At 44.5% G+C, this 21,260-nt stretch carries 20 protein-coding genes and 2 pseudogenes; 18 read left to right on the top strand and 4 right to left on the bottom strand.

Features of this window, described 5'->3' with window-relative positions; all coding sequences use genetic code 11:
• The first annotated feature begins 89 nt into the window (after positions 1-89).
• The 7 genes and pseudogenes from P5674_RS17160 to P5674_RS17125 all read left to right on the top strand — a co-directional run bounded on the left by P5674_RS17160 (position 90) and on the right by P5674_RS17125 (position 7,333).
• Positions 90-368 carry a hypothetical protein gene (locus P5674_RS17160; protein ID WP_014277368.1) on the top strand — a complete coding sequence of 93 codons (279 nt, stop codon included), beginning with the start codon at positions 90-92 and terminating at the stop codon, positions 366-368.
• Positions 369-541: 173 nt separating this feature from the next.
• On the top strand, positions 542-793 hold the full coding sequence (locus P5674_RS17155; protein WP_014277369.1) for a hypothetical protein: 252 nt from the start codon (positions 542-544) through the stop codon (positions 791-793).
• A gap of 13 nt (positions 794-806) precedes the next feature.
• Positions 807-1,064 carry a hypothetical protein gene (locus P5674_RS17150; protein WP_006618635.1) on the top strand — a complete coding sequence of 86 codons (258 nt, stop codon included), beginning with the start codon at positions 807-809 and terminating at the stop codon, positions 1,062-1,064.
• A gap of 309 nt (positions 1,065-1,373) precedes the next feature.
• Positions 1,374-2,960: a glucose-6-phosphate isomerase gene (locus P5674_RS17145; protein ID WP_006618634.1), complete on the top strand. Its 1,587-nt coding sequence runs from the start codon at positions 1,374-1,376 to the stop codon at positions 2,958-2,960.
• Positions 2,961-3,105: 145 nt separating this feature from the next.
• Entirely contained in the window at positions 3,106-5,220 is a 2,115-nt protein-coding gene (gene pta, locus P5674_RS17140) for a phosphate acetyltransferase (protein ID WP_006618633.1), read from the top strand.
• A 55-nt stretch (positions 5,221-5,275) separates the two neighbouring features.
• Positions 5,276-6,974 (top strand): annotated as a pseudogene (locus tag P5674_RS17135) (putative bifunctional diguanylate cyclase/phosphodiesterase).
• A 74-nt stretch (positions 6,975-7,048) separates the two neighbouring features.
• Positions 7,049-7,333: a DUF427 domain-containing protein gene (locus P5674_RS17125; RefSeq protein ID WP_006618630.1), complete on the top strand. Its 285-nt coding sequence runs from the start codon at positions 7,049-7,051 to the stop codon at positions 7,331-7,333.
• On the opposite strand, the gene P5674_RS17120 is transcribed toward P5674_RS17125, so the two are convergent.
• Positions 7,330-7,725 carry a winged helix-turn-helix transcriptional regulator gene (locus P5674_RS17120; protein WP_006618629.1) on the bottom strand — a complete coding sequence of 132 codons (396 nt, stop codon included), beginning with the start codon at positions 7,723-7,725 and terminating at the stop codon, positions 7,330-7,332. The genes P5674_RS17125 and P5674_RS17120 overlap by 4 nt on opposite strands.
• A gap of 407 nt (positions 7,726-8,132) precedes the next feature.
• Between P5674_RS17120 and ppsA the strand changes: the two genes are divergently transcribed.
• Entirely contained in the window at positions 8,133-10,643 is a 2,511-nt protein-coding gene (ppsA, locus tag P5674_RS17115; protein ID WP_006618628.1) for a phosphoenolpyruvate synthase, read from the top strand.
• A 316-nt stretch (positions 10,644-10,959) separates the two neighbouring features.
• Positions 10,960-11,196, top strand: coding sequence for a hypothetical protein (locus P5674_RS17110; protein ID WP_006618627.1), 237 nt, complete (start codon positions 10,960-10,962; stop codon positions 11,194-11,196).
• A gap of 73 nt (positions 11,197-11,269) precedes the next feature.
• On the opposite strand, the gene P5674_RS17105 is transcribed toward P5674_RS17110, so the two are convergent.
• Positions 11,270-11,575 carry a ferredoxin-thioredoxin reductase variable chain gene (locus P5674_RS17105; RefSeq protein ID WP_035737889.1) on the bottom strand — a complete coding sequence of 102 codons (306 nt, stop codon included), beginning with the start codon at positions 11,573-11,575 and terminating at the stop codon, positions 11,270-11,272.
• 264 nt (positions 11,576-11,839) lie between these two features.
• Here P5674_RS17105 and P5674_RS17100 point away from each other — a divergent pair, with 264 nt between their 5' ends.
• Positions 11,840-12,211, top strand: coding sequence for a DUF6464 family protein (locus P5674_RS17100; protein WP_006618625.1), 372 nt, complete (start codon positions 11,840-11,842; stop codon positions 12,209-12,211).
• Between the two features lie 40 nt (positions 12,212-12,251).
• Here the strand turns inward: P5674_RS17100 and P5674_RS17095 are convergent, their stop codons facing one another.
• Complete coding sequence (locus tag P5674_RS17095) at positions 12,252-14,216, bottom strand: ABC transporter ATP-binding protein/permease (protein WP_315670123.1); 1,965 nt, start codon at positions 14,214-14,216, stop codon at positions 12,252-12,254.
• Positions 14,217-14,575: 359 nt separating this feature from the next.
• On the opposite strand from P5674_RS17095, the gene P5674_RS17090 reads away from it, so the two are divergent.
• The 6 genes from P5674_RS17090 (at position 14,576) to P5674_RS17065 (ending at position 18,896) form a co-directional block, all read left to right on the top strand.
• Positions 14,576-14,896, top strand: coding sequence for a 2Fe-2S iron-sulfur cluster-binding protein (locus tag P5674_RS17090; RefSeq protein ID WP_006618623.1), 321 nt, complete (start codon positions 14,576-14,578; stop codon positions 14,894-14,896).
• Positions 14,897-14,916: 20 nt separating this feature from the next.
• Positions 14,917-15,111 (top strand): hypothetical protein, encoded by a 195-nt coding sequence (locus P5674_RS17085; RefSeq protein ID WP_006618622.1) that lies wholly within the window; start codon positions 14,917-14,919, stop codon positions 15,109-15,111.
• A 6-nt stretch (positions 15,112-15,117) separates the two neighbouring features.
• Positions 15,118-16,176 carry a DUF3326 domain-containing protein gene (locus P5674_RS17080; protein ID WP_006618621.1) on the top strand — a complete coding sequence of 353 codons (1,059 nt, stop codon included), beginning with the start codon at positions 15,118-15,120 and terminating at the stop codon, positions 16,174-16,176.
• Between the two features lie 26 nt (positions 16,177-16,202).
• Positions 16,203-16,796: a CPBP family intramembrane glutamic endopeptidase gene (locus P5674_RS17075; RefSeq protein ID WP_006618620.1), complete on the top strand. Its 594-nt coding sequence runs from the start codon at positions 16,203-16,205 to the stop codon at positions 16,794-16,796.
• Between the two features lie 156 nt (positions 16,797-16,952).
• Positions 16,953-17,501 carry a methanogen output domain 1-containing protein gene (locus tag P5674_RS17070; RefSeq protein WP_006618619.1) on the top strand — a complete coding sequence of 183 codons (549 nt, stop codon included), beginning with the start codon at positions 16,953-16,955 and terminating at the stop codon, positions 17,499-17,501.
• A gap of 6 nt (positions 17,502-17,507) precedes the next feature.
• Positions 17,508-18,896 carry a PAS domain-containing sensor histidine kinase gene (locus P5674_RS17065; RefSeq protein ID WP_006618618.1) on the top strand — a complete coding sequence of 463 codons (1,389 nt, stop codon included), beginning with the start codon at positions 17,508-17,510 and terminating at the stop codon, positions 18,894-18,896.
• Positions 18,897-18,982: 86 nt separating this feature from the next.
• Here P5674_RS17065 and fabG read toward each other — a convergent pair whose 3' ends face one another.
• The gene (gene fabG / locus P5674_RS17060; protein ID WP_006618617.1) at positions 18,983-19,678 is read right to left on the bottom strand and encodes a 3-oxoacyl-ACP reductase FabG; all 696 of its coding nucleotides are present in this window, start codon (positions 19,676-19,678) and stop codon (positions 18,983-18,985) included.
• 892 nt (positions 19,679-20,570) lie between these two features.
• Between fabG and P5674_RS17055 the strand changes: the two genes are divergently transcribed.
• Positions 20,571-20,984 carry an SBBP repeat-containing protein gene (locus P5674_RS17055; protein ID WP_014277373.1) on the top strand — a complete coding sequence of 138 codons (414 nt, stop codon included), beginning with the start codon at positions 20,571-20,573 and terminating at the stop codon, positions 20,982-20,984.
• Positions 20,985-21,032: 48 nt separating this feature from the next.
• Positions 21,033-21,260: pseudogene (locus P5674_RS17050) on the top strand (hypothetical protein); the annotation flags it as partial.

The following is a 21,260-nucleotide window of genomic DNA, read 5'->3' as shown; positions in this document are numbered from 1 at the left end:
GATGTACGGTTTTGAATGGGAGGGGTAGACCGTGAGGTCTATCTCGACCCCTAATAAATTAAGTTTTGTCGCCTAGGTAACAAAAATCAATGCACAAGGATTATTATGGGCTACTGATATCAACCCTCAGTTTCCGTCACCGTTGGAAGTGGCAGATTATCCTGCCCTACGGTGGCCATCTAACTTCCAATAACGACTACTCCACTCCAGAAGAGGCACTACTTGGGGGCAAGTCCTGGATTGATAGCGAAACAGCATTTAATGCCCTAAATAGCTGTTTAGCACAGTTTTACAGTTCAGGCTTGATTAATCCTCCTGAATATCAGAACTTGATGGATTCTTTGCGGGGTATTACCCAAAGGTGCTAATGGCCTTGCCAGTTTCCTGATTCAGTTTTTATAGTTAATTGTTAATTGATGCTCCCACTACAATATAATTCAATAACTACTCAGGTAGTGTGGGCATCCGGTTTGGGCTGATATTATGATCAACTTTCATTGTTGTCTGGTAGATTGAAATCATGGAAAGGGAGGCCACAGTCATGATATCTTTGAGAAAGAAACTACACCGTTTAATAGAAGGAATATCAGACGAAGATCTGAAAACTGCCTGGGAGTTTCTGACCCCCCTCTATGAAGATGCTTTCATGGTCAAAGCTATTGATAATGCCCATAAAAAATTAAGGCCAGGAGATGCCTTAACCAGAGAAGAAGCCCTACAAGTGCTGTATTTTGATTATGGGCGTGTCCCCCTAGCCCCCCATGGCTTCAATCCCGATATAGAAGGCATTTGATATTGGTTATGTCGTGAATGTTGAAGTTCGTTATGCACGCTCTTTTTTACAAGACTTAACTGCCTTAGACACTGATGCCTATTGGCGAGTTTATCAAATCGTTTTCGTCAAGTTTCCCCAAATTAATCGCTTACAAGAATTGCCCGAATTTCGCGCGGTGGGTTCCACTGGCATTTTTTATCGATTCACGGTCGATCGCTATTTAATTGGCCTAGAGATGACGGGCCAAATAGTCAAGTTTATGAGAATTCTGCCTAAACCCCATGTTTAATGTTTGACCAAAGATGGGAGTTTCAAGCCCCGTCCTAGAAGGACATAGCAACACAGGCTTACGGTATACGGATAAGATAGGCACGGGGCGAGACGACCCTAAACGGACTCAGAGGGGTTGTCAGACTACTTAGGTATCAAAACCCAGCATTGAAGACCACGGCTAAAGCAGCGGTGAGTATGTCAAAACTGTTGTAGAATATCTCCTGATAGATAAGGCTCTATCAATCAATTGCGGAAGGGTAAAAGCCGTTAAACCCTCATAGATGTTCTCGACTGGCAACTTGTACATAGCGGGGAAACAGTGATTATGGATGCCATCACACTCTGGCAAAGATACCAAGACTGGCTGTACTACCACGAAGAAATAGGACTGTACCTCGATATCAGTCGAATTAGGTTTGATCAGGCTTTTCTGGAAGCCATGAAGCCCAAATTTGACGGGGCATTTCGAGATATGGAAGCCCTCGAAGGTGGGGCGATCGCTAATCCAGATGAACAGCGAATGGTAGGCCATTATTGGCTGCGAAACCCGGAGTTAGCGCCTACTCCCCAAATCAAACAGCAAATTATCGACACAGTTAACAAAATAGAAACCTTTGTCGCTAAAGTCCATAAGGGTGAGATTAAACCCCCCCAAGCCGAAAAATTTACAGATTTACTCTCCATTGGTATTGGAGGATCAGCCCTAGGACCACAATTTGTGGCTGATGCTTTAGCCCCAGACTACCCACTGATCAACATCCACTTTATCGATAATAGTGACCCCGATGGCATAGATCGGATTCTGCAACGACTAGGCGATCGCCTAAAGAGTACCCTAATCTTAGTAATTTCCAAATCCGGCGGCACCCCAGAACCCCGTAACGGCATGATGGAAGTTAAACAAGCATTACTCAACCAAAACCTCCACTTTCGCGATCAAGCGATCGCCACTACCCAAATCGGTAGTAAACTCTACCAAGAAGCCACCAGCCAAGGATGGTTAGAAACCTTCCCCATGGAAGACTGGATCGGTGGTCGCACCTCCGAAATGTCAGCCGTAGGACTACTTCCGGCCGCCCTACAAGGCATAGATATTCATGCCCTACTCCAAGGGGCAAAAACCATGGATATCGCCACCCGCCAACCCGATATCAAAACCAACCCCGCCGCCCTGCTGGCCCTATCTTGGTATGCCGTCGGAGGTGGCCGTGGTCAAAAAGATATGGTAATTCTCCCCTACAAGGACAGACTCATACTCTTGAGCCGTTATCTGCAACAATTAGTCATGGAATCCTTGGGAAAAGAAAAAGACCTAGAGGGAAACATCGTCAACCAAGGTATCTCCGTCTACGGTAACAAAGGTTCCACAGACCAACACGCCTACGTCCAACAGCTTCGAGATGGGGTTCCTAACTTCTTCGCCACCTTTATCGAAGTCCTACGCGATCGCCAAAAACCATCCCCAGAAATAGAACCCGGAGTCACCGCCGGAGACTATCTCTCAGGCTTCCTACAAGGCACACGAGAGGCTCTGTACGACAACCAACGAGACTCCATTACCGTAACTATTACCGAAGTCAATCCGTACACCGTAGGCGCTCTGGTCGCTCTCTATGAACGTGCTGTCAGTTTATACGCCTCCCTAGTCAACATCAACGCCTATCACCAACCCGGAGTCGAAGCCGGGAAAAAAGCCGCCGCCCAAGTCCTAGAGTTACAACATCAAGGTTTACAAGTCCTACGCGGCCATAGCCAAGGTATTTCTATATCCGACTTAGCCGCGAAAATAGATGCCCAGGAACAGGTAGAAACCCTATATAAAATCCTGCGTCACCTAGCAGCCAATGACCGAGGAGTAGAATTGAGCGGAGACCCCAGTAAACCCGCCCAACTGATCGCCAAATGGCGCTAAACTGGCTCCCTAAGCCCCCTAATCCATAATTCCCATTCACCCGGTCTTTCTCCCCCCACAGATCGGGTCACTTTTTATTGGTATAGCATAGGAGAGGAGCATTCGACTCCCTAAATCAAACAGACATAATTAGGAGTGAAAACGAGTGGCTGAGAACCTGTACATTGCTACCATTGAACCCGGAAGTGGCAAATCCCTGGTCGTACTCGGAATCATAGAATTGCTTTCCAAACGAATTCAAAAATTGGGCTTTTTCCGTCCCATTATCCGTAGTCGCACCACTCCTGACAGAGATATCCAATTAGTTCGCAGCCGCCTACACCAAGCCTTACCCTATGAATCTTACTATGCTCTCACCCACGAAGAAGCTCAAAATTTGATTGCTGAGGGTCGCTATGATGAAGTGATTAAGCAAGTCATCGAAAAATATAAAGCCGTTGAGCAAGATTGTGATTTTGTTGTCTGCGAGGGCACTGATTTTACTGATATTGCTTCCGCCTTCGAGTTTGATTTTAACGTCCGATTTGCCAATCACCTAGGTTGTCCCATTTTGATTGTCGCCAGCGGTAGCGGTAAAACTCCCAATCAATTAATGAGTGCCGTATTAGCCGAACGAGAAGCCTTTATTGAGGAAGGTTGCACGATCGCCGCTACCGTAGTTAACCGCGTCGATAACCACAATGTTCCCGCAATTATCGAACAGGTGAAAACCCTCTGGAAATTTCCAGATCCCCTATTTGTCATTCCAGAAGAACCCATTTTAGCTAAACCCACAGTCGCCGAAATTGCCCAGAAACTCGGCGGTAAACAAATCTATGGCGCATCGGACGATCGCCTTAACCGCGAGGTTTTTGATTTGCGCGTCGCCGCCATGCAAGTTCCCAATTTCCTCAAATACCTCCAAGAAGGTAGCTTAATTATTACCCCAGGCGATCGATCTGATATTATTCTCGCCTGTGGAGCCGCAGCCACTTCTGAGAACTATCCTAATGTTGCCGGAATTATCCTTAGTGGCGGTCTTGCACTACCAACCACCATCCAAACCCTCATTGATGGATGTCGTAATTGGACAGTTCCCATTATTACAGTTAATACTGATACCTACGAAACCGCCATGAATGTAGACCGGGTACATGGTGCGATTACCCCGGACAACGATCGCAAAATTGCCTCAGCTTTGGGGTTATTTGAAGCTCATGTCAATTTGGCTCAAATTGAGGAGCGCATACAGCTTTCCCGTCCCTCTCGTACAACTCCCATCATGTTTGAGTATCAATTGATTCAAAGGGCTAAAGCTAATCGACAGCATATTGTTCTACCCGAAGGACGCGAAGATCGGATTTTACAGGCTGCTGAGATTTTGTGGCGGCGGGGAGTCGCAGATATTACCTTATTAGGTTCCGAACCAGAAATTCGCGGACGTATTGCCGCTCTCGGTTTGAATTTATCCCAAGTCCAGATTATTGATCCAGCCAGTTCTCCCTGGTATGAAGACTATGCCGAAACCTATTTTAATCTCCGTAAACATAAGGGTATTGCTAAAGACGGAGCCTATGATGTCATGCTCGATGTTAGCTATTTTGGCACCATGATGGTTTATAAGGGGCACGCTGATGGTATGGTGTCAGGAGCAGTCCACACCACCGGTCACACGATCCGCCCCGCTTTGGAGTTTATTCGCACCAGTCCCGGCACTTCTATTGTCTCTAGTGTCTTTTTAATGGCGTTGGAAGATCGGATTTTGGTTTATGGCGACTGTGCCGTAAATCCTAATCCTAATCCTCAACAATTGGCTGATATTGCTATCAGTTCCGCTTTGACTGCTCAAATGTTTGGCATTGAACCTAGGGTGGCTATGTTGTCTTATTCTACTGGAGAATCGGGACAGGGTGAGGATGTCGAAAAGGTTAAGCAAGCTACTTCGATCGCCCGTCAACTGCGCCCCGACTTGAAAATTGAAGGCCCGATCCAGTATGATGCTGCTATTGATGAGACTGTCGCTAAAACTAAGCTACCTGATAGTCAGGTGGCTGGTCGTGCCACCGTTTTTATTTTTCCTGATTTGAATACGGGAAATAATACTTACAAGGCTGTACAGCGATCGGCTAATGCTGTGGCGATCGGACCAATTTTGCAGGGATTGAAAAAACCTGTTAATGATTTGAGTCGCGGTTGCACCGTCACCGATATTGTCAATACCGTAGCAATTACTGCTATTCAAGCGGATTTAGCCGCATTCTCAGTCCCATTAACTCCATAAACACCGGACATTGTAGCATCTCAGATAGAATATTATTAATGGGTGAGACCCCATAATGGTGAGCCGTGCCGCTTTCACCAACTCTACTCTGATGTTTACTTTCTCAATGGCTTTGACCATGAATATACATAAATTAACCCAAGACCTCCCTCGTCGAATAGTCCTCAGTTACGCTGTTATTGGCGCGGTCTGGATACTGATTTCTGATCAGGCTATAGAAATTTTTATTGGTAATTATAGCCAGTTCACTTATCTGGCTACATTAAAAGGATTAATATTTCTGGTGATTACTGGCTGGCTTTTATCGAAAGTCCTCAAAAATTATGAGCGATCGCTCCTAGAAATGAGCCATAAAAACGCATCCACAAGAACCATACAATACCTGATTATTTTAAACAAAATTAATGAATACATAACCCTGCAAAAACAACTGAAAAATGCCATGCAATATGACTCCCTAACTAAACTACCCTTGCGTTCTATATTGTTGGAAAAGTTAGAGTATTTATTTAAGGCATCTGATATACATCATCAATTTGCAGTTATTCACCTAGATGTTGTTCACTTTAAATCTATTAAATATACCCTAGGATATGAATTTTCAGAACAGCTATTGATCGCTATTACTAACCGCCTGACTACCTATCTTCCTGATGCTGTCATGATTGCTAGAGTCGGTATGGCTGATGAGTTTATAATTCTCTTGGAACAAATGGGAGACTTGGCATCAGCTCATAAAATTCTCAATTATATTAGTAATCTGTTTATCCAACCATTTCATTTAGAAGAACACGAAATATTTAAACAGGTCAAAATGGGCTTGGCTTTTAGTTATGACTGTGGTGGTAATCCCGAACAACTCCTACAAGCCGCAGAATTAGCTGTGCATCAATGTCGCCGTTCTCCCAATACTGGTTATACCATATTTAATCCCGAATTTAAAGCCTATGCTAGTCGTCAGCTAGAGTTAGATAATCAAATGAGACGAGACTTTAATGACCGTAAGTTTCAGCTTTATTATCAACCCATTTTCAGTGCTGATACCTTGGAAATAGTCGGGTTTGAATCCCTGATTAGGTGGTATCATAACTCTCAGCTTATTTCTAACTTAGAATTTATCCCTTTGGCGGAAGAAACCGGCTTTATCATTCCTTTGGGAATGTGGGTATTTGGTCAGGCTTGCTGGCAATTTCAACAGTGGCGATCGCAATTTCCCCAGGTCGAATCCATGTTTGTTAACATTAATGTTTCCGTCGTACAACTCATGCAGCCTAATTTATTAAGCCAAATTGATCATATCTTAGCAGTAACTGAAATTCCCCCCCCAACAAATTCAACTCGAAATTACCGAAACCGCCTTAATGAATAATCCTGAAGATATTGCCGACATCTTAAAAGACATCAAATCTCGGAAAATTAACCTCTGTATAGATGATTTTGGTACCGGTTATTCATCTTTAAGTTACCTCCAAAATTTCCCCTTTGATACCATCAAGGTTGACAAATCATTTATTACTGATATAGAATGGGACCAGAAAAGTGTGGAAATTGTCCGAACTATTGCCTTGATGGCTAATTCCTTAGATATCAACTTAGTAGCCGAAGGGGTCGAAACTCCAGGTCAACTCAGACAACTACAAAACCTGAAATATCAAACCGTCCAAGGATATCTACTCGCTAAACCCATGTCCGTAGACGCTGTTGAAGAATATCTGCAACGCCAACACCATAATTGTTGTTCAGAAGCAGGTTAGAAGTTCTCCCCTCACCAACCATCAAAAACTATGTATAATTAAGCCATGACAAAACTTGAGTTTAGGAAAGATTTATGGCCAAAGCAATTTGGAATGGGGTCGTTATTGCCGAAAGCGATAATTGTGAAGTAGTCGAAGGTAATCAATATTTCCCCCCGGACTCCATTAAACAAGAATACTTCCGAAATAGCGACACCCACACCACCTGTGGCTGGAAAGGGGTTGCTAGTTACTATACCCTAGAGGTGGAAGGCGAACTTAACAAAGATGCTGCTTGGTACTATCCTAGCCCATTACCAGCAGCCAAAAATATTGAAGGTTATATTGCCTTCTGGAGAGGTGTAAAAGTCGAGGTCTAACTATCTCCGACTACCTGTTCATCAGATAACCAAGCCTCTCCCGCCTGTTGTAGGGCATCAATGACCGGCTTTATATTTCGTCCCCTAGGTGTTAGAGAATATTCTACCCTAGGGGGTATTTCTGGATAAACCTTCCTTTCTATCATACCATACTTTTCTAATTCCCTCAACCGAATTGTCAGGGTTTTCGTACTAATCGGAAGTGCTTCCTGTAGTTCATGAGTGCGGCGGTTATCTATCAAAAGTTCCCGCAAAATTAAAAAAGACCACTTACTACTAATTCTATCCAATATATATTCTATAGGACAAGGCTGTTCGGTCTCAGTAGAGTTTTCCGAACCCCTTGACATTGGGCCTGCTTGGGGGGTTTCGCAATGTTTTGTAACTTTCATTTTAACAAATTTTAAGATTTACTTTAGTGGTTCCAAACCGCCACAGCAGCTTTAAACTTTTTTAATAACCGGCTGTAACTCCACTATAGCATTAATTTGGTACTTTAGGTAACTAAGGTAAGTTTAGTAACCTATATTGTAATTTTTATAGAAAGTAATACTCTATAAACAGAGGGAAAAAAAACCCTCTGTGACGAAAAAAATCTCAGCCTGTAGATCGACAGTCAGACCAAAATTAACTAAGTCTAAATGCTGAGTTTTGGAGCAATAAGGTTTCCCATACCTGTTGCCAGATAGTCTGTTTACATGAAAATCAGAGTATCAGTAATACTGACACCTCTGAAAGTGTAAAAAGATGTGGCTGTACTCTCTACCAGACTGTTATTCAAGTTTGGAGGAATTTCATAATGGTTGAAAATAAAGAAAAAGCATTCGTACTGTGGTTTGAGGAAGTAGGAATTGCCGATGTTCCATTAGTAGGTGGAAAAAACGCATCCCTAGGGGAGATGATTCAACAGCTAAACTCGAAAGGGGTTAGCGTTCCCACGGGATTTGCTACCACAGCCTACGCTTATCGCTACTTTGTGGAAAAAGCGGGCTTAGAAGTCAAACTACGCGAACTGTTCTCGGATCTAGATGTGGAAGATATGCCGAACCTGCGGCAGCGGGGTAAGCAGGCTCGCGCTTTGATCCTAGATACTCCCTTCCCTCCAGAACTTGAAGAAGAAATTGTTAAGTATTACAGGAAACTGTGTGAACGTTACGCGACTTCAGCAGAATTCTGTGAGAAGTTCGATTCAGATTATAAAGAAGAATGCAAACGCTATGCCAGTGATGTTGACGTAGCGGTGCGGTCTAGTGCTACAGCAGAAGATTTACCTGATGCGAGTTTTGCAGGTCAGCAAGAAACATACTTGAATGTTTATGGGGAAGATACGGTTTTAAAATCTTGCCATAAGTGTTTTGCTTCCATCTTTACAGATCGGGCGATTTCCTACCGGACAATTAAAGGCTTTGATCACTTCGATGTTGCCTTGTCGGTGGGTGTACAAAGAATGGTTAGGTCTGACCTAGCCTCTTCGGGTGTCATGTTCTCCATTGACACAGAAACAGGCTTTAAGAATGCTGCCCTAGTGACGGCTGCCTATGGTTTAGGGGAAAACGTGGTACAAGGTGCAGTTAACCCTGATGAATACTTTGTATTCAAGCCTACTCTGAAACAAGGATTCCGTCCTATCCTAGAGAAACGCTTGGGAACAAAAGAACTCAAGATGGTTTACGACATTGGTGGCACGAAACTCACCAAAAACGTAAGCGTCCCAGTTTCCGAACGCGAGAAGTTCTGTATTACAGATGATGAAATCCTGAAGCTGGCTGAATGGGCGGTTATCATCGAAAATCACTACTCAACAGTTCGTGGGTGCTATACACCTATGGATATTGAGTGGGCGAAAGATGGTATCACAGGTGAACTGTTCATCGTCCAGGCACGTCCAGAAACGGTACAATCCCAAAAATCCGGCAGCATCCTGCGGTCTTACAAACTCAATGGCACCAGCAACGTGCTGTCTCGCGGTCGTGCAGTTGGTGAAATGATCGGTCAGGGTAAAGCACGGGTGATTATGGATGTTCACCGGATTGATGATTTTCAACCGGGAGAAGTGTTAGTTACCAACAAGACTGACCCTGACTGGGAACCGATTATGAAGCGTTCCAGTGCTATTGTTACTAACGCTGGCGGTCGGACTTGTCACGCGGCGATTATTGCTCGTGAAATGGGTATTCCGGCGATCGTTGGTTGCGGAGATGCTACCCAAGCGGTCAAGACCGGACAAGAAATTACGGTTTCCTGTTCGGAAGGGGAAGAAGGACGGGTGTATGAAGGGTTAGTACCTTTTGATGTGAACGAAACCGTTCTGGACAACTTACCCAAGACCCGCACTAAAATTCTGATGAATGTGGGGAACCCCGAAGAGGCCTTCGGTTTGGCATCTATTCCCTGCGATGGTGTAGGTTTGGCTCGTCTTGAGTTTATTATCGCTAATCATATTAAGGCTCACCCCTTGGCGCTACTCAAGTATGACCAACTCGAAGATGAATCAGTTAAGCGGGAAATTGGCGAACTGACCAAACTCTATGACCACAAGCCGGACTTCTTTGTTGATAAACTGGCTCATGGTATTGGCACGATCGCAGCGGCTTTCTATCCGAACCCAGTGATTGTGCGGATGTCGGACTTCAAGAGTAACGAATACGCGAACCTGTTAGGTGGTCGTCAGTTTGAACCGAAAGAAGAAAACCCGATGATCGGCTGGCGGGGTGCATCCCGTTACTACGACCCCAACTACCGGGAAGCCTACGGTCTGGAATGTGTGGCTCTGAAACGGGTGCGCGACGAAATGGGTCTGACGAATGTGGTGCCGATGATTCCCTTCTGTCGGACTCCTGATGAAGGCCGGAAGGTCTTGGCTGAAATGGAGAAATATGGCCTGAAACGAGGCGAAAACGGTCTCCAGGTTTATGTAATGTGCGAATTGCCGAGTAATGTCATCTTTGCTGATGAGTTCGCTCAAGTGTTCGATGGCTTCTCCATCGGATCGAATGACTTGACTCAGTTAACTCTAGGCTTAGACCGTGACTCCGCACTGGTGGCTCATATCTTTGACGAACGCAACGAAGCGGTACGTCGGATGGTTACGATCGCCATTAAAGCAGCTAAGAAATATAATCGCAAGATTGGTATTTGTGGTCAAGCGCCTAGTGACTATCCCGAATTTGCTCGGTTCTTAGTTGAGTTGGGTATTGACTCGATGAGTTTGAACCCCGACTCTGTGATTAAGACCATCCTGGACATTGGCAAGATGGAAGAGTCTGGCGTTTTGGTTGATGATATCATGGAAGTCGCTCAGGCTAAATAGAGTTCCGTTTAGGATACTAAGTAACTTCTGAGTTCTAATTGAAAACTGCTCTGGTGAAAGCCGGGGCAGTTTTTTTCGTCCATAGGTTGACAAATAATTATAAACCGTGATACAATATTGGGGGTATTTTTAGCTGAATTTAAGCGAGATTTGACCCAGATTGGTGAGAGAAAAATTAAACGCAGGTAAAGGAGTTAAATCACTCCTAGGGGTGATGTTAAGGCTGTTTGTGGTGATCGGTTTAGCGATCGCCTGGATTTTACTAACAGCGACCCCTGCTTGATGTACGGACAAGTCAACCTTAGCCAAAAAGATTATGCACTTGAACTGGGAACACATAATTCCACAAGCGCCGCCACCCCCAGGGGAAATCATCGAAGCATTAGAAGCTACCACGACCACCCGAGAATTTTATCAAGAAGTCGAATATCGTGAGGACTTCGATCGCTATTGCCAGTGGTATTATGAAACAGCCGATCGCCACCGTCAAGAGATGCAGAAAATGCTAGGTGATTTTAACCTGCTGGGGTGGTTTTGGCGGGGTCGCCACTAAAGCCGCCGGGGTGAGGGACCCAAGAAACGGTGAACTGATGTCTCTTTGTCCCCAATAATTCCCCAGATGGTTTCTAACTGTCCTCAATCACTTCTAACTCCTCCTCTCGGAAGTGAACCTTAAACTTGGGGTTAAACTGTACTATAACAGGCAGATTAGGGGTAATAGTTCTACCATTCCAGTCTGTTAGGATGGATACAATTTCCCCCTCCAATCCCTTAGCATCAGAAGGTTGATTGCGGTGTTCGGGATTGACATAGATAATCACTGACTCTTTGACGCGAACACGATCGCCGACTTTCATAAATTCCCACTCATGTATTTCGGTAAAAATGCCTACAGAAGTGGCTGCGATAGTTGTGCTACCACCCAGCGACACTCACTAGAACAGACAGTTTTTTATCTTGACATGAAATAGGCAAATATCAAACTCCCGCCTGTGAACATCACAGTTAGCGATCGGCTGAAATCTTGGATAATTGGGGATTTCGGGGAATTTTCAGAGATGGTAGTGGGGGGGGGTGATCGGACCACTTAGGCAGCTTGACATTTTACCAGAAAAGTGGATCAATCCTCATGGAGATTCTGGGAGCAGATTTTAAGATACAATTGGGCAGGTGTTTTGTGAAAATTGGGGAAATTCATGGAATCATATTCACTACCAACGGAAGTAATTTTAACCGAGCCGCGTAAGTCCCTAGGAAATGTCTGCTTTGATTGGACTCCCCAACCTGGCCATTATTTGGTTTTAGAGGGTCAAACCTATGCAGTTTTGGAACGCCGACACCGTTATCATTTAAAATCAGGTCGTTACCGCCTCAGTAAAATTGCTCTATATGTACAGTCTGCTGAAGAACCCCACGAGAGGAGTTTAGTCAATGGACATTGGGTAATAGGGGATGCTAGTTGTCGTTTTAATGCGCGATCGGAATTATTTCGCTGTGCGGTAAATCCCCAGGGACCCTGCGATCAATGTCGCTTTTATGAGTCCCTCGAAGAAACACCCCCCGGATAACCACAGCCCAATCAGAAGAAGGGGTGGTTAAAAAGGGAGACTATCGAGCAAATAAATTCATGTCTGCTTCATATTCCTGTGGGGAGATTAAACGCCATTTTTGGTCTTCCATCAACTCTAAAACCTGGTGATGGTATCGCAGTAAACTCATCCGATGTCCGACACTAACGTAGGTAGTTTTCATCTGGTTGAGTTTTTGATAAAGCAACTCCTCATTTTTCATATCAAGGGCGCTAGTGGCTTCATCAAGGATAGCATAGCGAGGTTGAGTGAGCAACAGACGACCAAAGGCGAGGCGTTGCTGTTCTCCGAGGGAGAGAATATTAGCCCAATCCAATTCTATATCAAAGCCACCAACGCGATCGCTTAAATCACCCAGATTAACGAGTTTCAAAACGGATTCTAATTCGGTGTCGTCGATGCTGATATGGGAGTTAGGATAGAGTAATTGTTCTCGCAAGGTTCCCAGGATCATATAAGGACGTTGGGGGAGAAATAACATTTCACTAAGTGGCGGACGGACTAGCACCCCAGTTCCCGATCGCCACAAACCAGCGATCGCCCGTAATAGGGAACTTTTCCCGACACCACTTTGACCAACAATTAATAAACCCTGACCTGGTGCTAACTCTAGGGATAAATCCCGCACCAATTTTTTCTGATAATTCGGAGTTTCTAAGGTGAGATTTTTCACCTCCAAAGGAGAGTCAACCTTGAGGTCAATTTGAGGTTGACCAGTGGGGGTGCGATCGCCAACTTCCAAGACTTCCGAGAACCCAGTCAAACGATTAATACCGGCCGCAAATCTACTCAATGGTTCAATTTGACTAACCACAATCGAAAAAGCGCTTAATACTTGAGAAAAGGCAAAACCCGCCTGGGTAATATCTCCAAATCTGACCTGTTCAGAAAAATAAAGAGGAGCCATAATCAGAGAGGGTAAAATAATCACAATATAGCGATAGCCAGTCGTGAAATAATCAACATTTCGCTGCCACCCAATGAGCAGATTAAAATTGTGAAAGGCTTGGAAAAAGCGTTTTTTGACCTGCTGAGATTCGCGGTCTTCTCCCTGATAGAAGGCGATAGATTCGGCATTGTCGCGGACATGAACTAAACCATAACGGAAATTTGCCTCTAGTTTAAGCTGATTAAAATTCAGAGTAATTAAGCGGCGACCTAATAACACCGTGACCCCTGTACCAAATAGGGCATAAACCAACAGGAACAGCGACAATTGTTTGGAAATAGACCAGAGAATCCCGGTGAAGGAAATTACATCAATTACTGCGCCCAAAATAATCAGTAAAAATCGGAGGCTAGTAATCGTAAAAGCTCGAATATCTTCAGAGATACGTTGGTCAGGGTTATCTATATCTTTATTGGAGTCTATTTCATAGTAGGAGCGATTGTTAAAATAATTATCCAGAAACCGATTAGTTAACCATTTTCTCCAATAGTTCCCGAGGCGATCGCGGGTGTAACCATAGAGAACCACGATGGGAGTACCCACCACAAATACACCAGCATAAACAAACAGAAACCGCCAAAATTCCTCCTCATTTCTCTCGGAGAGAGCGGTCATGAAAAAGTTTCCCACATAGCTAATAATGACATTTAAGCCACTAACAGCCAGAGAAATAAATAGCAGGATACTCAAAAAAGCCCAAGGTTTCCAGCGAGTCAAACACTGACGGCGATAGAAGTAGAATACCATGGCTGGTACAACCAGCATCAAAGCGACTACTATAATATAGGGAGAATTAATCACCCCTTGTATAGTTTCCAATAAGCCGGGAGCGATGCGATTAAAAAAATCAGGAAACAGCAATTGACTAGCAAAAGTCACCGCTGAGACCAACACAAAAGCCACCCCAAACAAGAACACCAGCCGCAGAAACATCAGCAACAAAAACACCCTGCCACTACCAGGTCCTAGGGGGTAAAAAAACGGTTGTGCGATGGTGAGAAATCGTCTCCAAAGTTGACTATCAAATCGATTCATCTGTTAATGCTAGACCAATTATTGAACTTGACAGGGATACACCGGGAGCCATACCCAGATTAAGTAAGAAGGTCAAAGCACAATCGAGGGAACCGAGGTTTAACCTATAGATGATAATGACCAAAAGTCAATCTACAAGGTTTCTGAGTTGAACGCTAAAAGTTTATAACAAAAACCGGGAATTGCTCTATAAACACAGACCAATAATTTTACCTAAACTTGCAATAGAGAAAATTAATCCCGCTGGTACTATTATCCTGAATGGTTAGGTTGAGCAAATAATCGGAGATCTATTTCCCCCGGTCATTGTAAACTATAAATTGATTGTTCAAAATTGTCGAAGGAGTATTAACCCAATCATGTCTAACACCTATAGGGTGGAGATTCACCACGAGGGCCAAATTCATCAGATTGATGTGCCGTCGGATAAGTATATCCTGCAAGTAGCGGAAGAAGCGGGGTTTAGTTTACCAAATTCCTGCAATGCTGGAGTTTGTACCACCTGTGCTGCTAAAATCCTAGAAGGAGAAGTTGATCAGAGTGAGGGAATGGGGTTGAGTCCAGATCTGCAAGCACAAGGCTATGTATTGCTGTGTATAGCCCATCCTCGCTCAGATTTGAAGGTGGAAACCGGAAAGGAAGAAGAAGTCTATCAGCGCCAATTTGGTGCAAGTTCATAGAATTTTTGTATTTACGAGAAATGACTACCCACTTTATTACTGCTGAAATCGATTTAACTGAATCCCCAAAGGCTTTACAAGAGGCGATCGCCACCGAATTAGAAAATCGGGGCCAGCCCCTGCGGTGGGCGATTACCAAAGTAGATACTAACCGCCAAATCGCCCATGTAGAAGCAGTTGTCACCACAGGCGACCATCCCGGTCAGCCACAATAGACAATCATGGCTCGCCCCTTTACCGTGGTAATGATAGTCCCTACCGGAGTAGGGGCCGATTTGGGTGGCTATGCAGGGGATGCCTTACCCATTGCTCGATCGCTATCTGGAGTCTGTGACACCTTAATCACCCATCCCAACGTCCTCAACGGCGCTCAGTTGTACTGGTCTATACCCAATGCTCTCTATGTGGAAGGATATGCCCTAGACCAAATGGCGGCGGGGTGTTGGGGACTCCAGCCGGTCCACAGCAACCGGGTGGGACTATTACTCGATCGCGGTATGGAACCAGAATTGCAACTGCGACACCTACAGGCCGCAGATGGCGCTAGAGCGACTCTGGGCATCAATATGACTGATTATGTCATTACCGATGCTCCCCTCAACGTAGAGCTAAGAATAGCCCCCTCTGGTGCTTCTTGGGGAACCATTGGCAACCCAGATAGTTTACTGCGGGGGGCACAAAAGTTGATTGAGCAAGCCGGAGCCGAGGCGATCGCTGTAGTGGCCAGATTTCCAGATGATCAAGGCAGTGTGGCTCTCACCCAGTATCGACAGGGACAGGGTGTTGATCCTCTCGCCGGAGCCGAAGCCATTATTAGCCATCTCATTGTCCGACATTTTCGCATCCCCTGCGCCCACGCTCCCGCCCTCCTCCCCTTACCCCTTGACCCCCATTTATCACCCCGATCCGCCGCCGAGGAAATAGGCTATACATTCCTTCCCTGTGTATTAGCCGGGTTGAGTCGTGCCCCCCAATATGTCCAGTCTCCCTTGACAGCACCTGATAGCATCTGGGCCCATCAAGTCGATGCAGTAGTAGTTCCAGAAACCGCCTGTGGTGGTAGTGCTATCCTCAGTTTTGCCAATACCCCCACACGGATTATCACCGTAGCCGAAAATGGCACCACTATGGCAACTCCCCCAGAGGCGATCGGTATTAAGACTGTCCCGGTAAAATCCTATTTAGAGGCGATCGGAGTTTTGGTAACATGGCAACAGGGAGTTAATCATCAAGCCCTCAGACCCCATCTAACAACTCTCAATCGACTGCACACCCCTTAACAGAACCATACTCCAGCCCTAATATCGTGGAAAAAATTCCCAATCAGCCAGAATTTGAATCCTTTACCCGCACCCAAATTTTAATCGCTATGGGGGGGACCGCCCTATTTTTGCTAGTCATTGCTAAAGTCGTGTCTTTCTTTGGTGATTTTTATATCTTACCTGTCGAAATAACCGCTTTAGGGATAATTCAAGGATTAGCGATCGGTGTAGGAATTACTGGCGCTAGTGCAATTCTCTATCGTCTTTGGCCAGCTTATAGTCGCAGTGCCGATATTTATTTAAAACTAATTCTCACCCCCTTAATCTGGCCTGATTTAATTTGGTTGGGATTGCTTCCCGGTCTCAGTGAAGAGTTACTATTTCGGGGTGTTATTTTCGCCGCCATTGGACTTAATCCCCTCGGTTTAGTCGTTTCTAGCATCTGTTTTGGTTTACTCCATTTCAGCGGATCCCAACAGTGGCCTTACATTATTTGGGCTACCCTAGTCGGAGTAATTTTAGGCTATAGTGCCTTAGTTACAGGCAACCTAGTCGTGCCCATTATGGCTCATATTTTTACTAATTTTATATCCGGTTGTCTCTGGAAGTTTAAATATATCGGCAGTTCCCATACCTAAAACATTCATCAACCCCCTAATCATAATCAATCTCTGTTCCTCCAGCCACCCGGTCAGCATAAATATCTCAGCGGTGGACATATACAAGTTATTTATGCGATAATCTCCCTAGGGTCACGTCAATAAGCACATCAGTCTTAACCAAATCACAGGAATATGAGTAATCTTACCCATTCATCCCCTGATAACAACCAATCTTTCACGGAGTTAGATATTCCCCTGGAACGAGATATTTTTCTCCGTACCTTAATCAGAGAACTCGCTGGGACACTGGAAAACGTTGTCGGCTTAGAAGAAGCATCCGGTTTTATCAGCGTTGTCGGTCAGTCAATGGGTAGAGCCATTGATCACCATTATAAATCAGCCCTGCAACTTTCTCGACTCTCCCGTTCACAAGTCGCTCAAGTTTTGGTGGACCTCAAGCGACGCATTAACGGCGATTTTTATGTCATCGAAGAAGACGACGAAAAAATAGTTTTTGGAAATAGAGCTTGTCCTTTTGGAGATAAGGTCTTAAATCGTCCTTCTATGTGTATGATGACCTCTAATGTATTTGGCTCAATTGCCGCTGATAATCTCGGTTATGCCAAAGTAGAATTACAGGAAACTATTGCTCAAGGTCATTCAGGCTGTCGAGTAGTTGTTTATCTTCAACCCACCGAAGATGCCGAAGATGCCGAAGGTAGGGAGTATTTTAGAATCTAAAACATTATGACACCTGAGCAGTTTTTAGAGGTGGCTCGTGTCTTGCCAGAGCCGTTAATTTTGGCTACAGTTAACGGTGAGATTTTAATGGCAAATCGTCCATTTACAAAAATTCTGAATTGTCGCAGTAAAGATTTACAGGGTAAGAATTTATTAGAACTTGTTGATAACCCCCCTGATCAAGTTCTTGAATATTTGAAAACTTGCGCCAGATCTCGTCAATTATCCTTGGGTTCATTAACCTTTATCCTCCCTAATAATGACCCTTTAACTTATCGTGCCGAGGGAGCCATAATTCAACCAGCTTCCCATGAATCTCCGGCTTTGATTTTACTGCGTTTAGAAAATCGTTCAGCCGCCAATTTAGATTTTACAGTCTTAAATGAAAAAATTGATCAACTCAGCCAAGAAATTCACAATCGGAAACAAGTTGAAGCCGCATTAGTCCTCAAAAACCAGGAATTAGAAGAGGCATTTCGTCAATTAAAAAATACTCAACTTCAGTTAATACAAACCGAAAAAATGTCGAGTCTCGGTCAATTAGTAGCCGGACTCGCTCATGAAATTAATAACCCGGTTACTTTTATTGATGGCAATTTAGCTCATGCTGAAGAATATATTGAGACTTTATTGCAGCTAGTGCAGATGTATCAAACAGCATATCCAGAATCATCCCCGACAATTGAACAATTTAAAGAAGAAATAGATCTGGATTTTCTGGTAGAGGATTTAGATAATTTGTTAGATTCCATGCGTACAGGTACTCAACGGATTTTAAAGATTGTTAAATCCCTACGCAATTTCTCCCGGTTGGATGAGTCGGGGTGCAAAGCGGTGGATATTCACGAAGGTATTGAAAGCACCTTAGTGATTTTACGAAATCGGTTAGAAACTCCCTTAAAATCTGGTAAAATAGAGGTGATACGAGACTATGGCAACTTACCTTTAATAGAATGTTATCCAGGTAAACTTAATCAGGTATTTATGAACTTGATTAGTAATGCGATCGATGCTTTAGTAGAATCCGACCAAAAACCACCCCCAGACCGCAACTCCCCACATTCTAGCCAAATTATAATTTCTACCCAACTCATTGATCACAAGTCTATTAGGATTTCCATTAAAGATAATGGCTCAGGAATTTGTGACCAAGTTTGTCCTCACATTTTTAACCCGTTTTTTACGACTAAACCTGTCGGGAAAGGTACGGGATTAGGGTTATCAATTAGTTATCAAATTATCACCCAACTGCATCAAGGTCAATTGATTTGTCGGTCAACCCCCCACCAAGGAACAGAATTGGGAGTGGAGATTCCTATTCATCAAACACCCCCTAAAAGTGGCGGGTCAAACCCAAAGGCTGTAGTTGAGGGTGACATTTTGGATACGGCTTAAAAAACCTAGGTGGTGCTGGTGCGTCAGAATATATCCATCTGGGTGGGTTTTGATATGGTCGCTTCTGACGCTACGGGAATGTAGGCTTAAATGTTGCCGTAGACGGGAATAGCAGCACCGCGTAGGTCTTTGGCGGCTTCTGAAGCTAAGAAGCAGATCACCTCTCCTAAAGATTGGGGTGTTACCCATTGGTGAGCGTTATCACTACCCATGGCTTCGCGGTTGCTGGGGGTGTCAATGACGCTGGGAAGCACACAGTTGGCGGTGATATTGGTGTTTTTGGTTTCATCTGCGATCGCTTTAGTTAAAGCCACTACCGCCGCCTTAGAAGCACAGTAAGCCGCTAATTGTCCGGCTGGGTCTATAGCGCCACGACTCCCTACCGTCACGATTCTACCGTAGTTATTTTCTCGCATTTTCCCTAGGCTGTGCTTGCATACAAGGAATGTGGTATTTAAGTTAAGGTCTATGTCTTGTTTCCAGCTATCATAGCTATATTCGTGGGTAGCCCCCATGGAGAAACCCCCCACTAGATGAATCAGAACATCAACCCGACCCATATCATTAATCAGTTTACTAACCGCGTTTTCGTCCGTGAGATCGACCGCCACAAACCGAATTTGCTCAAAGTCCGTGGCCGAAAGGATACCTTTAAGGCGATCGACTTCTGCTTCACTGCGATAGGGTATCGTGACCTTAGCTTTTTGGTTAAGCACTAGGGGGGTCACTCCTAAACCTAGTCCCCCAGTTCCGCCAGTGATTAGTACCTGTTTATTATTCATCTGGATAATTGATAATCGGCTTTCAATTAACTTTAATGGTTTTCTGGTTGCAGATCTAGGCTCATACAAATCTTGGCGGTGGCTAAAAACCCCATCCTAGGGCAGGGAAAATTTACCATAGACCTCTGATTATACTATATATGGCAGCACGGTTTACCATTGTTATAGGATACGTCAAGTTAGGAGATTTGTCAAGAGGAATTATGATAAATGTGTAATAATTATTAATTGTTAATGGCGGGGGCGCGCCTCCCCTGTAAATTCTGAATTACTCACGACTTTATGAATAAAGCCGCCCGGTGCTACAGATTAGCAGCTTGCCAATCTGGGTAGGTGAGATTATACGAACAGCACTGGAGCATGAAAACCTTGTCTCAAGAGAGCAAGGATGAAAGGCGACACGGGTACTTTAGTGCCCGTCAGCCCAAGACCTGATCAACTCTCGAACAACATCGCTGTTTGACTTGACACGCTTACTAGATAAATGCTACACAGATTGAGCGTGGATAAAGGTAACCAACCACTTAAAAAACCTTGTTGCCTCAAGGCGTACACTGAACCTTGACCATTGAATCTATGCGGTTTTGCTGCATTGTTCTAGCTTCCTCCAGGCAGCAGGTAAAAGATTCACAGGAACTAGACAAATCAGTTTTTGAAGTATATTTGCTTCAATCTAAACAGGATTGGCAGAAATGCAACTACGGTAGGGCATACCGAAAGTAACGCTTGGGGAGAGTCCCACCTCTGGGCTAGACGACGCAAGGAATCTAGTTTAAGTGGTCTCGGTGATCCAAGAATCCCCGTCTCTTCAGAGCGGGGAGTGTCAACAGGCGAAATTGCCGCAAAATCTCAGCAGTAAAAATCGCCTCAATTCATTGAGGGGGATACCCAGATGATTGAGTCATCGAATGATATAAATCCTGTAACCGATGATAGGGAATTAATCTCGGTAGGAGAACAACTGCTAACAGTACAGATTTCAACGCCACCAGAGTTCAGCCAGACCTGGCTACTGGAAACCAGTTATGGAACTGGTGGCAATGCCCTCACCACCGGCCTTGATGGGTCTATTTATATAACAGGTTCTACTAGAGAGGACCTGAATGGAGAAATCAATCAGAGTGGTACTGATAGCTTTATTGTCAAATATGAACCCGATGGGACTCTGGTATGGACAAGACTGTTGGGAGGCAATTATTCTAGATCTTATGGCAATGCCCTCACCACCGGCCTTGATGGGTCTATTTATATGGCGGGTTGGACTCGGAGTGACCAGATTGTAGAAATTCCTCGACGTGCTTGCTAGTAACAAAAAACTTCCTCAAACCTACACACAAACCCAAAACCTTGTACTATGCAAACCACCACAATAACCGGAGTTAAAGTGCCAAAATATGTTACACCCAGCGTTGCCACCTGGCGAAGATGGGAAAAACTCGGCGCAATTAAAGCCGTTCGTACCGTTGGCAACCAACGCAGATACATCATCGAAGAAGCCGAGAAACAAAAGATTAGGGGTCGAGATAAACCTCACGGTCTACCCCTCCCATTCAAAACCGTACTTGAGACTTTCACCTCATAC

Origin of the sequence: Limnospira sp. PMC 289.06 (assembly GCF_032350395.1) — a bacterium.
GTDB lineage: Bacteria > Cyanobacteriota > Cyanobacteriia > Cyanobacteriales > Microcoleaceae > Limnospira > Limnospira platensis.
This window is presented reverse-complemented; position numbering and strand designations above follow the sequence as displayed.

Bases quoted from the DNA above. Each gene is read 5' to 3' on its own strand.
- P5674_RS17160 (WP_014277368.1), top strand. From the start codon at position 90: ATGCACAAGGATTATTATGGGCTACTGATATCAACCCTCAGTTTCCGT.
- P5674_RS17155 (WP_014277369.1), top strand. From the start codon at position 542: ATGATATCTTTGAGAAAGAAACTACACCGTTTAATAGAAGGAATATCA.
- P5674_RS17145 (WP_006618634.1), top strand. From the start codon at position 1,374: ATGGATGCCATCACACTCTGGCAAAGATACCAAGACTGGCTGTACTAC.
- P5674_RS17125 (WP_006618630.1), top strand. From the start codon at position 7,049: ATGGCCAAAGCAATTTGGAATGGGGTCGTTATTGCCGAAAGCGATAAT.
- P5674_RS17120 (WP_006618629.1), bottom strand. From the start codon at position 7,725: ATGAAAGTTACAAAACATTGCGAAACCCCCCAAGCAGGCCCAATGTCA.
- ppsA (WP_006618628.1), top strand. From the start codon at position 8,133: ATGGTTGAAAATAAAGAAAAAGCATTCGTACTGTGGTTTGAGGAAGTA.
- P5674_RS17110 (WP_006618627.1), top strand. From the start codon at position 10,960: ATGCACTTGAACTGGGAACACATAATTCCACAAGCGCCGCCACCCCCA.
- P5674_RS17100 (WP_006618625.1), top strand. From the start codon at position 11,840: ATGGAATCATATTCACTACCAACGGAAGTAATTTTAACCGAGCCGCGT.
- P5674_RS17095 (WP_315670123.1), bottom strand. From the start codon at position 14,216: ATGAATCGATTTGATAGTCAACTTTGGAGACGATTTCTCACCATCGCA.
- P5674_RS17090 (WP_006618623.1), top strand. From the start codon at position 14,576: ATGTCTAACACCTATAGGGTGGAGATTCACCACGAGGGCCAAATTCAT.
- P5674_RS17085 (WP_006618622.1), top strand. From the start codon at position 14,917: ATGACTACCCACTTTATTACTGCTGAAATCGATTTAACTGAATCCCCA.
- P5674_RS17080 (WP_006618621.1), top strand. From the start codon at position 15,118: ATGGCTCGCCCCTTTACCGTGGTAATGATAGTCCCTACCGGAGTAGGG.
- P5674_RS17070 (WP_006618619.1), top strand. From the start codon at position 16,953: ATGAGTAATCTTACCCATTCATCCCCTGATAACAACCAATCTTTCACG.
- P5674_RS17065 (WP_006618618.1), top strand. From the start codon at position 17,508: ATGACACCTGAGCAGTTTTTAGAGGTGGCTCGTGTCTTGCCAGAGCCG.
- fabG (WP_006618617.1), bottom strand. From the start codon at position 19,678: ATGAATAATAAACAGGTACTAATCACTGGCGGAACTGGGGGACTAGGT.
- P5674_RS17055 (WP_014277373.1), top strand. From the start codon at position 20,571: ATGATTGAGTCATCGAATGATATAAATCCTGTAACCGATGATAGGGAA.